Genomic DNA, 14,229 nt, shown 5'->3' with positions numbered 1-14,229 from the left:
TTAAAGCGTTATCGATACAGACATGTCAGATCAGCAGAACACCACTCCCGAGAACAGCGGCTACGGCGCGGACTCGATCAAGATGCTCAAGGGGCTGGAGGCCGTGCGCAAGCGCCCCGGCATGTACATCGGCGACACGTCCGACGGTACCGGCTTGCACCACATGGTGTTCGAAGTCGTCGACAACGCCATTGACGAAGCGCTGGCCGGCTATTGCGACGACATCGTCGTCACGATCCACACCGACAACTCGATCTCGGTGACCGACAACGGCCGCGGCATTCCCACCGATATCCACAAGGACGACGAATTCCACCGCAGCGCGGCGGAAATCGTCATGACCGAACTGCATGCCGGCGGCAAGTTCGACCAGAACTCGTACAAGGTGTCCGGCGGCCTGCACGGCGTGGGCGTGTCGTGCGTGAACGCGCTGTCCGAGTGGCTGCGCCTGACCATCCGCCGCAACGGCGAAGTGCACCAGATGGAATTCCGCCAGGGCGAGCGCGTTGCGCCCCTGGCCGTGACCGGCACGACCGACAAGCGCGGCACCGAAGTGCGCTTCCTGGCCGACCCGATCATCTTCACCAACATCGAGTACCACTACGAGATCCTCTCCAAGCGCCTGCGCGAGCTCTCGTTCCTGAACAACGGCGTCAAGATCCGCCTGATCGACCAGCGCCAGGGCAAGGAAGAGAACTTCGCCTTCTCGGGCGGCGTGAAGGGCTTCGTCGAATACATCAACCGCGCCAAGACGGTGCTGCACCCGAACGTGTTCTCGGTTACCACCGAGTCGTCGGCGGGCGGCGTGCCGGTGGGCGTGGAAGTGGCGATGCAGTGGAACGACAGCTACAGCGAAAGCGTGCTGTGCTTCACCAACAACATCCCGCAGCGCGACGGCGGCTCGCACCTGACCGGCCTGCGCGCGGCGATGACCCGCATCATCAACAAGTACATCACCGACAACGAACTGGCCAAGAAGGCCAAGGTCGAGACCTCCGGCGACGACATGCGGGAAGGCCTGGCCTGCGTGCTGTCGGTGAAGGTGCCCGAACCCAAGTTCAGCAGCCAGACCAAGGACAAGCTGGTGTCCAGCGAAGTGCGGCCGGCCGTTGAAGAAGCCGTGGCCCGCACGCTGGAAACCTGGCTGCTGGAGCATCCGAACGACGCCAAGGCGCTGTGCGGCAAGATCGTCGAAGCCGCCCGCGCGCGCGAAGCCGCCCGCAAGGCGCGCGAGATGACGCGCCGCAAGAGCGTGCTGGAAGGCGCCGGCCTGCCCGGCAAGCTGGCCGACTGCCAGGAGAAAGACCCGGCGCTGTGCGAGCTGTACATCGTCGAGGGCGACTCGGCAGGCGGCTCGGCCAAGCAGGGCCGCGACCGCAAGTTCCAGGCCATCCTGCCGCTGCGCGGCAAGGTGCTGAACGTCGAGAAGGCGCGCTTCGACCGCCTGATCGCCAGCGAGCAGATCGCCACGCTGATCACCGCGTTGGGCACCAGCATCGGTCCGGACTTCAACGTCGACAAGCTGCGCTACCACCGCCTCATCATCATGACCGACGCGGACGTGGACGGCGCGCACATCCGCACGCTGCTGCTGACGCTGCTGTACCGCCAGATGCCCGAGCTGGTGCAGCGCGGTTATGTCTACATCGCGCAGCCGCCGCTGTACAAGGTCAAGGTCGGCCGCGAAGAGCGCTACCTGAAGGATGACCAGGAAGAAGCGCAGTTCATGCTGCAGCAGGCCCTGAAGGACGCCGAGATCATCGCGGGCGGCAACATCATCCGCGGCGAGGAGCTGAGCGAGTTGGCGCGCCAGTACGTGGCCGCCGACGGCGTCATTGCGCGCCTGTCGCGCGTGTTCGACGTGGCCGCCTTGTCGGCCATGGCCGAGGGCGTGGAAATCAACCTGGACACGGCCGAGGCCGCCGCCGATTCGGCCAAGCGCCTGGCCGACGCCATGCGCGATCCGGTCAGTGGCAATGGCGTGGAGGTCGTGCCCGAGTTCGACGCCACGACCGAGCGCCACCGCCTGTCGATCCAGCGCATGCACCATGGCAACGTGCGCGTCAGCATCATCGACGCCGACTTCATCGGCGGCTCCGACTACGCTGTCCTGTCGAAGGCGGCCAAGAGCTTCTCCGGCAAGGTCGGCCCGCAGTCGCTGGTGGCGCGTGGCGAAGGCGACAAGCGCAAGGAACAGAACGTTTCCGACTTCCGCGAGGCCATGCAATGGCTGCGCAGCGAAGCCGAACGCGGCATCTCCAAGCAGCGCTACAAGGGCCTGGGCGAAATGAACCCCGATCAGTTGTGGGAAACCACCATGGATCCGAAGGTGCGCCGCCTGCTGCGCGTGCAGATCGAGGACGCCATCGCGGCCGACGAGGTCTTCACCACGCTGATGGGCGACGACGTCGAACCGCGCCGCAACTTCATCGAGACGCACGCGCTGTCGGCGGGGAACATCGACGTTTGATCTGCCGGCACGGCCCGGGTGTCCGACAGGCCATCCGGCGTGCAAGAAGTAAGAGAAAGGGGCTGCATTCGTGTGAACTGACGTGCCCCCCGAAGGTTGGATCAGTGTCCAACTTCTGGGGGTCAGTTCACTCGTGCAGCCCCTTCTTGTTTGGCGAGCGGGGGGGGGCCGCGCGGTGCTTGCGCCCTACCCCTGCACGTCACTCGCCCAAGGTTCCGCCGTCAACCGTTCCGCCAGGTATTCAATCAGCGCCTGCACCCGCGCCGGCCGCCGGCGCCCGGGCGGCGTGACGATGTGCAGCGCGATGGGGTCGACCCGCCAGTCGTCCATGGCGGTTTCCAGCGCGCCCGATTGCAGGTCTTCCCAGGCCAGGAATTCCGGTTGCAGCGCCAGGCCCAGGCCGGCCTGCAACGCGGGTGACAGCGCCTCGGCGTTGTTGACGTTCAACTGCACCGGCAGCGACTGTGAGAACTCGCCGTGCTTGTCGTGGCGAAAGCGCCAGCTCGAACCGTTGCGCGCGTACATGTATTGCAGCGCGGTGTGCTGCGCCAGGTCGCGCGGATGCCTGGGCTTGCCGGCGCGCTTGAAGTAGCTGGGCGCGCCTACCAGCAGGATGCGCACCGAGCACAGGCGCCGCGCCAGCAGCGTCGAGTCCACCAGGTTGGAGATGCGCAGGGCAAGGTCGAAGCGTTCGGACACCAGGTCCGACTGCTTGTCGTTGAATTCGATCTCCAGGTCGACATCGGGATGCGCCTGCATGAAAGGCGGCAGCATCGGCGCCAGGTGGGTGACGCCGAACGACATGGGCGCGGCCAGGCGGATCTTGCCGCGCAGGCTGGTGGATTTCTCGGTGACCTCGGCCTCGACCGCCTCGCCTTCTTCCAGGATGCGGGCGGCGCGTTCCAGCGCCGCGTAGCCGGACTCGGTCAGGGACATGCTGCGCGAGGTGCGGTGGAACAGCATGGTCTTCATCTTGGTTTCCAGACGCGTGATGGTCTTGGACACCGTGGCCTGGGACAGGGACAGTTCGGCCGCCGCCTTGGCGAACGAGCCCGTGTCGGCGACCTTGGCGAAGATCGCCCAGCCTTCCAGATCCGGCAGTTTGTTCATGGTGATTCTCGCAAAGAAATTCGCGTCGATGATAGCGGCTGACTATGTGGCGAACAAGAATCCTCTGGGGGACAGGCCAGGTAAATGGCCCTGTCATGGGGATCATGCAAAAAATGGAAAGGATGCAATTCCCGGTTGCGGATTCTCAGGCGGGGAGCGGGTCCCTAATATGCCTATACCGACAGACGACGTGAACGAAACCCCTCAAGCGGCATTCGGACACGACGGCAGCGGGGCAAGCCGGAACGGTTTGCGCAGTGCCCGAATTCACCTAGCCGCATTTCCTTGAACGATTCCTTGAAAGAGAGAGCCACCATGTCCGCCAACAAGTACCTCGAAGTCCTGACCCCGCAGAACAGCCAGATCATCTTCATCGACCAGCAGCCGCAGATGGCTTTTGGCGTGCAGTCGATCGACCGCCAGACGCTCAAGAACAACGTGGTGGGCCTGGCCAAGGCCGCGCGCGCCTTCAACATCCCGACCACCATCACCACCGTGGAAACCGATGGCTTCTCGGGCAACACCTATCCCGAACTGCTGGCCGTGTTCCCCGAGAACAAGATCCTGGAACGCACCTCGATGAACTCGTGGGACGACCAGAACGTGCGCGACGCGCTGGCCGCCAACGGCCGCAAGAAAATCGTGGTGGCCGGCCTGTGGACCGAAGTCTGCAACACCACCTTCGCCCTGTGCGCCATGCTGGAAGGCGACTACGAGATCTACATGGTGGCCGACGCTTCGGGCGGCACCTCGGCGGATGCGCACAAGTACGCGATGGACCGCATGGTCCAGGCCGGCGTGGTGCCGGTGACCTGGCAGCAAGTCATGCTGGAATGGCAGCGCGACTGGGCCCGCAAGGAAACCTATGACGCCGTGACCGGCATCGCCAAGGAACATTCGGGCGCGTACGGCATGGGCATCGATTACGCCGTGACCCACGTCCACAAGTTGGCCGAGCGCGTGCAGCACGGTGAACGCATCGGCCCCAACCCGGCCAAGTAAGACGCAAGCCGCGGGCGACCGGAGATCCGGCCGCCCGCGGCGATTTCTTCGCATACACGGCGGGGGGCGCGACCAGTGGCCCCTGGCGATCCAGGAACGTTTCCATGCCAGTCAATTCCACGCCCTCCCGGGGCGGCTTCGCACCGCTGCGCCAACCCGTCTTTGCCGTGCTTTGGGCGGCCGCGGTGGTGGGCAATGTCGGCAGCTTCATGCGTGACGTCGCCAGCTCGTGGCTGGTGACCGACCTGTCGGCCAGTCCGGCGGCGGTGGCGCTGATCCAGACGGCGGCCACGCTGCCCATCTTCCTGCTGGCGATTCCCGCCGGGGTGCTGTCGGACATTCTCGACCGTCGCCGCTTCCTGATTTTCGTGCAGTTGCTGCTGGCCTCGGTCAGCGGCACGTTGCTGCTGTTGTCGCACTTCGGCGCGCTGACGGTGGATTATCTGATCGCGCTGACCTTTGTCGGCGGCATCGGCGCGGCGCTGATGGGGCCGACCTGGCAGTCGATCGTGCCCGAGCTGGTGCCGCGCGAGGACCTCAAGGGCGCGGTGGCGCTCAATTCCCTGGGCATCAATATCGCGCGCGCCATCGGTCCCGCGGCGGGCGGCCTGATCCTGGCCAGCTTCGGCGCGGCGGTGACCTACGGCATGGACGTGTTGAGCTATGTGTTCGTGATCGCCGCCCTGCTGTGGTGGAAGCGCCCGGCCAAGGTCGACAGCGCCCTGTCGGAAAATTTCTTCGGCGCGTTCCGGGCCGGACTGCGCTACACGCGGGCCAGCAAGGAGCTGCATCGCGTGCTGCTGCGTGCCGCCGTGTTCTTCCTGTTCGCCAGCGCGGTGTGGGCCCTGCTGCCGCTGGTGGCGCGGCAGATGCTGGGCGGGTCTTCCGGGTTCTACGGCGTGCTGCTTGGCGCGGTGGGCGCGGGGGCCATCATCGGCGCCCTGGTCATGCCGAAGCTGGGCGCCAAGCTCAATGCGGACGGCCTGGTGCTGCTGGCCTCGGTGGTCAGCGCGGCGGTGATGGGCGTGCTGGTGTTCGCGCCGCCCAAGTGGCTGGCGGTGCTGATGCTGGTGCTGCTGGGCATGGGCTGGATCACGGCGCTGACGACTTTCAACGGCGTGGCCCAGGCGATCCTGCCGAACTGGGTGCGCGGCCGCGGCCTGGCGGTGTACCTGATGGTGTTCAACGGTGCGATGGCGGCCGGCAGCCTGGGCTGGGGGCTGGTGGCGCGCGAGATCGGCGTGCCCTATGCGCTGGTGGCCAGCGCGCTGGGCCTGGTGATCGTGGCGCTGCTGTTCCACCGGGCGCAACTGCCGGTGGGCGAGGCCGACCTGCAGGCGTCGAACCACTGGCCCGAGCCGCTGGTGTCCGCGCCGGTGGCGAACGACCGCGGGCCGGTGCTGATCCAGGTCGAGTACCGCATCCGCCAGGCGGACCGCCCCGCCTTCCTGGAAGCGATGCGGCGCCTGTCGCAAGAGCGCCTGCGCGATGGCGCATACGCCTGGGGGGTGGTCGAGCACACGGGGGATCCGGAGCGGGTGGTGGAGTGGTTCTTCGTGGAGTCGTGGGCCGAGCACCTGCGCCAGCATCATCGCGTGTCGCATGCCGATGCCGACCTGCAGGCCGAGGCGCTGCGTTTCCATACCGGCGCGGACAAACCCGAAGTGCATCACTTCCTGGCTTTGAAACCTTGATGGCGATCGCCATCGCATCCGACTATCGTCCTGGAGCCGCATCATGATCGAGCGCCGTCCCCTGACCTCCCTGGGCCACGCCCGCCGCGGCTGGCTCGATGTGAAGCATCATTTCTCGTTCGCCAATTACCAGGACCCGGCGCGCATGCGCTGGGGCGCGCTGCGCGCCTGGAACGACGAGACCATCGCGCCCGGCGCGGGCTTTCCGCCGCTGTTGCACACGGATATGGAGATCATCACCTGCGTGCGTGAAGGCGCGTTGACGCACGAGGATGACCTGGGCAATCGCGGCCGCACGCGCGCCGGCGATGTGCAGGTGATGAGTGCGGGCAGCGGCGTGACGCACGCGGAATTCAATATGGAAGGCGGGCCGGCGCGCGTGTTCCAGATCTGGCTCGAACCGGATCGCCGCGGCGTGCCGCCCAGTTGGGGCCGCAAATCGTTTGCGCGCGAAGCTTGCCACGGCCGCTTCATCACGCTCGCCAGCGGCATCGAGGGCGATGACGACGCCCTGCCGATCCGCAGCGATGCGCGGGTGCTGGCGGTGGCGCTCAAGGCGGGCGAAGCCGCCACCTACCGTTTCGCGCGCGGCCGGCGCCGTGGCTACCTGGTTTCTTCCAAGGGACGCCTGACCATCAACGATGTCGAGATCGGCAGCGGCGATGGCGCCGCCATCCGCGACGAGATCGATCTGCGCATCACCGCGCTGGACGACGCCGAGCTGCTGCTGGCAGATACCCACGCATGACCCCATCACACACACGAGGACATTCATGAAGCTCTATCTACTTTCCCTGGGCGCCGGCCTGCTGGTCGGGGTGGTGTACAGCCTGCTGCAGGTGCGCTCGCCCGCGCCGCCGCTGGTGGCGCTGGTCGGCCTGCTCGGCATCCTGGTCGGCGAGCAGATCGTACCGGTAGGCAAGCAACTGCTCAACGGCACGGCGTTCGTTGCCGCCTGCGACAAGGAGAAGGCGGTCAGCCATGTATTCGGGCAGTTGCCCGGCCGCCGGGCGCAGGACCGGGATCAAGGTTGAACCCAGCGCCGCACCTGGGGAGATAATCGCATGCCGGCCCGCCGCGACCTCCCCGGTGTTGATCGTACGTTTGCCCTGAACAGATTTCGGGCGGATAGGCCGCCGCCCTTGCAACGGAGAACCCCCATGCAAAATGCCTCAACCGTCAACCCGGACGTCATCTTCCACAATGGCCGCATCACCACGCTGGACCGCGCCAAGCCGCTGGCAAGCGCCGTGGCGATCAAGGATGGCCGCTTCGTCGCCGTCGGCACCGATGCCGAAGTCATGGCGCTGGCCGGCCCGGCCACCCGGCGCGTCGACCTGAAACAGCGCGGCGCCCTGCCCGGCCTGTTCGACAACCATACTCATGTGGTGCGCGGCGGCCTGAACTACAACATGGAGCTGCGCTGGGACGGCGTGCGCTCGCTGGCCGACGCCATGGCGATGCTCAAGCGCCAGGTGGCCATCACGCCGGCGCCGCAATGGGTGCGGGTGGTGGGCGGTTTCACCGAGCACCAGTTCGCCGAGAAGCGCCTGCCTACGATCGAAGAAATCAACGCCATCGCGCCCGACACGCCGGTGTTCCTGCTGCACCTGTATGACCGCGCCCTGCTCAACGGCGCCGCGCTGCGCGCGGTGGGCTACACCAAGACCACGCCCAACCCGCCCGGCGGGGAGATCATCCGCGACGCGCAGGGCAACCCCACCGGGCTGCTGCTGGCCAAGCCGAATGCGACCATCCTGTACGCCACGCTGGCCAAGGGCCCCAAGCTGCCGTTCGACTACCAGGTCAATTCCACGCGCCATTTCATGCGGGAGCTGAACCGCCTGGGCGTGACCGGCGTGATCGACGCGGGCGGCGGCTTCCAGAACTACCCCGACGACTACGCCGTGATCCAGAAGCTGGCCGACGAAGGCCAGATGACGGTGCGGCTGGCCTACAACCTGTTCACGCAGAAGCCCAAGCAGGAGAAGGAAGACTTCCTCAAGTGGACTTCGAGCGTGAAGTACAAGCAGGGCACCGACTACTTCCGCCACAACGGCGCCGGCGAGATGCTGGTGTTCTCGGCCGCCGACTTCGAGGACTTCCGCGTCGAACGCCCGGACATGCCGCCCGAGATGGAAGGCGAGCTGGAGGAAGTGGTGCGCGTGCTGGTGCAGAACAAGTGGCCTTGGCGGCTGCATGCCACCTATGACGAGACCATTTCGCGCGCGCTGGATGTGTTCGAGAAGGTCAACCAGGACACGCCGCTGACCGGGCTGAACTGGTTCTTCGACCATGCCGAGACCATTTCCGACAAGTCGATCGACCGCATCGCCGCGCTGGGCGGCGGCATCGCCGTGCAGCACCGCATGGCCTATCAGGGCGAGTATTTCATCGAGCGCTACGGCGCGGCCGCGGCCGAGGCCACCCCGCCGATCGCCAAGATGCTGGATCGCGGCGTGAAGGTCTCGGCCGGCACCGACGCCACCCGGGTCGCGTCCTACAACCCGTGGGTGTCGCTGTCGTGGATGGTGACCGGCAAGACCGTGGGCGGCACCCGCCTCTACCCGGCGCGCAACTGCCTGGACCGCGAGACCGCGCTGCGCATGTGGACCGAGAATGTGGCCTGGTTCGCCAACGAGGAGGGCAAGCGCGGCCGCATCGAGCCGGGCCAATTGGCCGATTTCATCGTGCCGGACAAGGACTACTTCCGTTGCGGCGAAGACGAGATCTCGTTCCTGACCTCGGATCTGACGGTGGTCGGCGGCCGCGTGGTCTACGGCGCGGGGGAATTCGGGCCGCTCGACGACAACGCGCTGCCGCCCGCCATGCCGGACTGGTCGCCCACGCGCCTGTTCGGCGGCTATGCCGCCTGGGGCGACCCGGACGGCGCCGGCCGCAATTCGCTGGGCTACCGCAACATGGCGGCCTGCGCGTGCGCCAGCAACTGTGGCTTGCATGGGCATGACCATGCCAAGGCCTGGGCTTCGAACGCACCCAGTTCCGACCTGCAGGGCTTCTTCGGCGCCCTGGGGTGTTCCTGCTGGGCGGTTTGAGGGGGCGGCCATGAACGCGACCTTTCAATGGGAGCGGCGGCTGGCTGGCCTGGCCCGGCCGCTGTTCGGTTCCGCCGCCGTGCGGTTCCTGGCCTACCTGGGCCTGTGCGCCGCCTATCTGCAGGGCGGGCTGGTCAAGCTGACCGACTTTCCCGGCGCGCTGGCCGAGATGGCGCATTTCGGGCTGGCGCCCGCGCCGTTGTTCGCGGTGCTGGTGATTGCGCTGGAACTGACGGCGTCCGCCATGATCCTCGTGGGGCGGCTGCGCTGGCTCGGCGCGTTGGCGCTGGCGGGATTCACGCTGGTGGCCACGGGCATCGCCCTGCGTTACTGGGAGATGCCGGTGGGCCAGGAACGCTTCATGGCCGCCAATGCGTTCCATGAGCACCTGGGGCTGGCCGGCGGGTTGCTGCTGGTGGCGTGGCTGGATCTGCGCGAGTCCCGCCCGGCCGCCACGGCGACCTGAGCCACCCCGTTCCCGGCAAACGGCAGAAGGCCCCGGAGACGGGGCCTTCTGCGTTCATGGCAAGGCGGCGCGCCGCCCCTACCGCCCCGGCCGCGCTTTCAGGTCCGCCATTTCTTCCTGCATCAACTGGTGCGCGTAGCGCGAGAACACGCTGACCAGCCGGGTGCGGGTATGGTACGGCGGGTACAGCAGCGCCACTGTGACCGGCACCGCGGGACTGAAGGGGCGCACTTCGACGCCGTTGGCCTCGTATTCCTCGCGCGCGGCCAAGGGGTTGATCAGCGCCACGCCCAGGCCGGCGCCGACCAGCGCACAGACTGACGAACCCAGGCCGGCCTCGGCCACCGTCTGGCGTTCGACCTTGGCGGCCTTGAAGACGGCGTCGATCTTTTCCCGCAGCGGGGTCGCGCTGGGAAAGGAAATGAAGGGTTCGCCGGCGAAGTCGGCCGGCTTGAGCTTTTTCAGCTTGGTCAGCCGGTGGTTGCGGGGCAGTACCGCCACGCAGTTCATGGTTAGCACCGGCTCGACCTGGATGCCGGGGCTGTCGCCCGACAGCATGGCCAGGCCGGTATCGCAGAAGCCGGAACTGATCCAGTTGTGCACGGCGCTGGCGTTGCCGGAGTGGATCGAGACCATGACGTCGGGGTATTCGGTCTTGAAGGCGGCCACGATGCGCGCCAGCAGGCCGCCGGCCAGGCGCGGCATGGCCGCCACGCTCAGGCGGCTGGCGCTGAACGAACGGATGCTGGCGGCCGCGGATTCCAGGCCGGCCAGGCCGATGAAGGTCTTTTCCACCTCCTGGAAGAAGCGGGAACCATCCTGCGTCGGGGTAAGGCGGCTGCCGTTGCGATCGAACAGGGGGAACTGGGTAATTGCTTCCAATTGCGCGATTAAGCGGCTAACGTGCGGCTGCGAGGTATGCACTCTGCGTGCCGCGGCGGTCATGGATCCGGTCATCATGACGGCTCGGAAAGCCTCGATGTGTCGCAAGCCCATTCGTGTAATGGCCATATCAAATCCGTATAGAGGAATACCCGATTGGAACTGGATAAAACCATAACGCTAGTTGATACTTTTTGCCAGCCGCGGGGCTCATCGCGGGACGCGGCGGTACCCATGCAATCCGGCACCGCTGTTCGTGAACATAAACACGCGCCGCTCGACCGGCGCCAAGGGAATACGATGAAAGCATTTGCCGCGATTTCGGTCGCCGCCGCCCTGTTCGGCAGCGCCGCCGCCCACGCCGAAGGTCCCAGCCGCCTGGACAAGATCCGCGACAGCGGTGTGATCACCATCGGCCACCCCGAGACCTCGGTGCCGTTCGCCTACCTGGACGGCAACCAGAAGCCGATCGGCTACACCGTCGAGATCTGCCAGGAGATCGCCCAGCACATCAAGACCGCGCTCAAGCTGCCCAAGCTGGAAGTGCGCTACAACCCGACCACGTCGGCCACCCGCATCCCGCTGCTGGCCAACGGTACCATCGACCTGGAATGCGGCAATACCACCAACAACCTGGAGCGCCACAAGCTGGTGTCGTTCGCGCCCACGACCTTCGTGGCGCAGGTGGTGCTGGTGGCGCGCAAGGACGGCGGCGTCGACCCCAACAACCTGGCGTCGTTCCGCGGCAAGACCATCGCGGCGCAGGCCGGCGGCCAGACCTTCAAGCTGATTTCGCGTTTGAACGCCGAGGGCAACCTGGGCATTACCATGGCGCCCACCAAGGATACGGCGGAAACGCTGCTGATGGTGGAATCGGGCCGCGCCGCCGGTTCGGCCAACGATGACGGCATCGCCTATGGCGTGGTGGCTTCGTCGAAGAACCCGGATGTGTTCGTGATCGGCACCAAGGGCCTGGAGATCGCCCCGTACGGCATCATGGAACCCAAGGATGACCCGGCCTTCAAGAAGGTGGTCGACGATGCGGTGCTGGACATGATCAAGACCGGCCGCGTCGCGGCGATCTACGACAAGTACTTCAATTCGCCGATCCCGCCCAAGCAGATCAACCTGAAGTACCCGATGAGCGACGCGCTCAAGCGCGCGCTGGCGCATCCCACCGACTCTGGCGACCCCAAGGCCTACGAGTAAGCCGGTATGCCGCGGCGGCCCGGCGTGGGCGCCGCGCTGCCGCGCGATCCAGGGCGCCGGCCGCCGGCGCCTTTTTCTTTCGTTGTCCACAGGTCCTGAAGCATGAATTACAACTGGAGCTGGAGCGTATTCCTGGACATGTCGCCCGATGGCGTGCATACGTTCCTGCAGACCATCCTGATCGGCGTGGGCTGGACCCTGGCGCTGGCCCTGACGGCGTGGGTGTTTTCGCTGCTGCTGGGATCGTGCCTGGGCGTGATGCGTACGGCCTCGTCGCGCCTGGCCAATGCGGCAGGCGCGACCTATGTCGAGATTTTCCGCAACGTGCCGCTGCTGGTGCAGATGTTCCTGTGGTACTTCGTGCTGCCGGAACTGCTGCCGCATGCGTGGGGCCTGGCCATGAAGCAAATGCCGCAGCCCTGGGGGCAGTTCGTGCCCGCGGTGCTGTGCCTGGGCTTTTACGGGTCGGCGCGCGTGGCCGAGCAGTTGCGCGCCGGCATCCAGTCGCTGCCGCGCGGCCAGTTCCAGGCGGGCACCGCGCTCGGCCTGACCGAGACGCAGGTGTACCGCTACATCATCCTGCCCGAGGCCTATCGCATCGTGCTGCCGCCGTTGACCTCGGAGTTCATGGGCACGATCAAGTATTCGTCGGTGGCGCTGACCATCGGCCTGCTGGAGTTGACCGGCCAGACCCGCTCGATGGCGGAGTTCAGTTTCCATATCTTCGAGGCGTTTTCGGCGGCGACCGTGATCTACCTGATCCTGAACGGCATGGTGGTGCTGGGCATGCGCCTGCTTGAACGCCATGTGGCGGTGCCCGGCCTGATCGGCGCGGCGACCAGGAACGGACGCTAGGAACCGCCATGGGCAAATTCGATTTCGACGTGATCGGCAGCGCACTGCCGTACCTGTTCCAGACCGGCATGACGTTCACGCTGACCCTGACGCTGCTGGCGGCGGTGATGGGGCTGGCGCTGGGCACCGTGCTGGCCATGATGCGCCTGTCGCGCTACCGCATCCTGTCGGTACCGGCGGGCATCTACGTGAACGTGATGCGTTCGGTGCCGCTGCTGCTGGTGATCTTCTGGTTCTACTTCCTGGTGCCGTACATCGCGGCGTGGATCGTGGGTTCGCCCACGCCGCTGCGGGTGGGGGCGTTCAATTCGGCGGTGGTCACGTTCACGCTGTTCGAGGCCGCGTACTTCTGCGAGATCATGCGCGCCGGCATCCAGTCGATCGCGCGCGGGCAGGTGTCGGCCAGCATGGCGCTGGGCCTGAACCACTGGCAGGGCATGCGCTACGTGATCCTGCCGCAGGCCATCCGCAACATGGTGCCGGCGCTGCTGACGCGGGTCATCATCCTGTTCCAGGACACCTCGCTGGTGTACGTGTTGTCGTTGACCGATTTCCTGGGCGCGGCGTCCAAGATCGGCCAGCGCGACGGCCGGCTGGTGGAACTCTATCTCTTCGTGGCGGTGGTGTATTTCGTGATCTGCTTCACGGCATCCCGTCTGGTCAAACGGCTGGAAAAGCGCGTGCGGGTGCTGCGCTAGGCGCCCACGTTATCCACAGGTCCAACGATGCAACTCTCTTCGAAACCCCCGATGATCGAGATCAAGCAGGTCAGCAAGTGGTATGGCGAATTCCAGGTTCTGGATGACTGCTCCACCACCGTTGGCCGTGGCGAGGTGGTGGTGGTGTGCGGCCCCTCCGGCTCGGGCAAATCGACCTTGATCAAGACCGTGAACGCGCTCGAGCCCTTCCAGAAAGGCGAGATCGTGGTCAACGGCATCCAGGTGGGCGATCCGCGCACCAACTTGCCCAAGCTGCGTTCGGTGGCCGGCATGGTGTTCCAGCATTTCGAGCTGTTCCCGCACCTGTCGGTGACCGAGAACCTGTGCCTGGGCCAGGTCAAGGTGCTCAAGCGCGGCAAGCAAGAGGCCCGCGCCCGCGCGCTGGCGCTGCTGGAGCGGGTCGGCCTGTCGGCGCACAAGGACAAGCACCCGGGCGAGCTGTCCGGCGGCCAGCAGCAGCGCGTGGCGATTGCCCGCGCCCTGTCGATGGACCCGGTGGTGATGCTGTTCGACGAGCCGACCTCGGCGCTGGACCCGGAAATGGTCAACGAGGTGCTGGACGTGATGACCGACCTGGCCGGCGAAGGCATGACGATGATGGTGGTGACCCATGAGATGGGGTTCGCCCGCCGCGTCGCCGACCGCGTGATCTTCATGGATGGCGGCAAGATCGTCGAGGATTGCCCGAAAGCGGCCTTTTTCGATGATGTCGAGGCGCGCGCGCCTCGCACGCGCCAGTTTCTTTCCAAAATTCTGCAGCACTGAT

Annotated in this window: 13 protein-coding genes; 11 read left to right on the top strand and 2 right to left on the bottom strand. The window is 66.1% G+C overall.

Translation table 11 applies throughout. The features are described from left to right. Positions 1-22 precede the first annotated feature (22 nt). Positions 23-2,470: a DNA topoisomerase (ATP-hydrolyzing) subunit B gene (gene gyrB / locus AC6LKG_RS12700; protein ID WP_498164855.1), complete on the top strand. Its 2,448-nt coding sequence runs from the start codon at positions 23-25 to the stop codon at positions 2,468-2,470. Between the two features lie 186 nt (positions 2,471-2,656). On the opposite strand, the gene AC6LKG_RS12695 is transcribed toward gyrB, so the two are convergent. Then, positions 2,657-3,580 carry a LysR family transcriptional regulator gene (locus tag AC6LKG_RS12695; RefSeq protein ID WP_498164854.1) on the bottom strand — a complete coding sequence of 308 codons (924 nt, stop codon included), beginning with the start codon at positions 3,578-3,580 and terminating at the stop codon, positions 2,657-2,659. Positions 3,581-3,895: 315 nt separating this feature from the next. Between AC6LKG_RS12695 and AC6LKG_RS12690 the strand changes: the two genes are divergently transcribed. From AC6LKG_RS12690 to AC6LKG_RS12665, 6 genes are all read left to right on the top strand, one after another. Continuing rightward, entirely contained in the window at positions 3,896-4,582 is a 687-nt protein-coding gene (locus AC6LKG_RS12690) for a hydrolase (protein ID WP_498164853.1), read from the top strand. A 104-nt stretch (positions 4,583-4,686) separates the two neighbouring features. Next, on the top strand, positions 4,687-6,276 hold the full coding sequence (locus AC6LKG_RS12685) for an MFS transporter (RefSeq protein WP_498164852.1): 1,590 nt from the start codon (positions 4,687-4,689) through the stop codon (positions 6,274-6,276). Between the two features lie 43 nt (positions 6,277-6,319). Next, positions 6,320-7,024 (top strand): pirin family protein, encoded by a 705-nt coding sequence (locus AC6LKG_RS12680; protein WP_498164850.1) that lies wholly within the window; start codon positions 6,320-6,322, stop codon positions 7,022-7,024. Between the two features lie 25 nt (positions 7,025-7,049). Continuing rightward, the gene (locus tag AC6LKG_RS12675) at positions 7,050-7,310 is read left to right on the top strand and encodes a XapX domain-containing protein (RefSeq protein ID WP_498164849.1); all 261 of its coding nucleotides are present in this window, start codon (positions 7,050-7,052) and stop codon (positions 7,308-7,310) included. Between the two features lie 126 nt (positions 7,311-7,436). Continuing rightward, complete coding sequence (locus AC6LKG_RS12670) at positions 7,437-9,332, top strand: amidohydrolase (RefSeq protein WP_498164847.1); 1,896 nt, start codon at positions 7,437-7,439, stop codon at positions 9,330-9,332. Positions 9,333-9,342: 10 nt separating this feature from the next. Further along, positions 9,343-9,798: a DoxX family protein gene (locus AC6LKG_RS12665; RefSeq protein WP_498164846.1), complete on the top strand. Its 456-nt coding sequence runs from the start codon at positions 9,343-9,345 to the stop codon at positions 9,796-9,798. Between the two features lie 78 nt (positions 9,799-9,876). On the opposite strand, the gene AC6LKG_RS12660 is transcribed toward AC6LKG_RS12665, so the two are convergent. Next, a complete protein-coding gene (locus tag AC6LKG_RS12660) occupies positions 9,877-10,809 on the bottom strand; it encodes a LysR substrate-binding domain-containing protein (protein WP_498164844.1) in 933 nt (310 codons plus the stop codon). Positions 10,810-10,980: 171 nt separating this feature from the next. Here AC6LKG_RS12660 and AC6LKG_RS12655 point away from each other — a divergent pair, with 171 nt between their 5' ends. From AC6LKG_RS12655 to AC6LKG_RS12640, 4 genes are all read left to right on the top strand, one after another. Beyond that, positions 10,981-11,889, top strand: coding sequence for an amino acid ABC transporter substrate-binding protein (locus AC6LKG_RS12655; protein ID WP_498164843.1), 909 nt, complete (start codon positions 10,981-10,983; stop codon positions 11,887-11,889). 102 nt (positions 11,890-11,991) lie between these two features. Beyond that, a complete protein-coding gene (locus tag AC6LKG_RS12650; protein ID WP_498164842.1) occupies positions 11,992-12,744 on the top strand; it encodes an amino acid ABC transporter permease in 753 nt (250 codons plus the stop codon). Positions 12,745-12,752: 8 nt separating this feature from the next. Further along, a complete protein-coding gene (locus AC6LKG_RS12645) occupies positions 12,753-13,442 on the top strand; it encodes an amino acid ABC transporter permease (protein ID WP_054431041.1) in 690 nt (229 codons plus the stop codon). Positions 13,443-13,493: 51 nt separating this feature from the next. Next, positions 13,494-14,228: an amino acid ABC transporter ATP-binding protein gene (locus AC6LKG_RS12640; RefSeq protein WP_498164841.1), complete on the top strand. Its 735-nt coding sequence runs from the start codon at positions 13,494-13,496 to the stop codon at positions 14,226-14,228. The last annotated feature ends 1 nt before the right edge of the window (position 14,229 follow it).

This window comes from Achromobacter sp. 46006 (assembly GCF_059761975.1).
The sequence above is the reverse complement of the archived record's forward strand: the minus strand, read 5'-3'. Positions and strand labels throughout refer to the sequence as shown.